1 protein-coding gene is annotated in these 303 nt (G+C 49.8%); it reads left to right on the forward strand.

Going from position 1 to position 303, the window contains the following annotated elements:
• On the forward strand, nucleotides 1-303 hold a 303-nt coding region (locus ICL07_RS32200; RefSeq protein ID WP_188092174.1), incomplete at both ends, for a hypothetical protein.

Genomic DNA, 303 nt, shown 5'->3' on the forward strand with positions numbered 1-303 from the left:
TCTGTATGTAACAGTGGTTCTTCCTTTAACCTGGTTACTTCCAACCAGGTAGGTATTATCACCAAATACACCATCAAAACTGCCGCTACCAACGCGATGTCCGGCTTCCCGACCCAAACCGGTGCATGGACAGGCGTAGGTACTATCACAGTCAACTTCCCGACCGGTACCACTGCCGGTACTTATGACTTCATCCTCACTGTACAGGATGGTACTAATGCCGGTTGTACCAAAGATGTTCCGTTCTCCGTGATCATCGATGCCAATCCGACTGTAGTACTCACCGCTGACATGACGGATGTC

Source organism: Chitinophaga qingshengii, assembly GCF_014529935.1.
GTDB lineage: Bacteria > Bacteroidota > Bacteroidia > Chitinophagales > Chitinophagaceae > Chitinophaga > Chitinophaga qingshengii.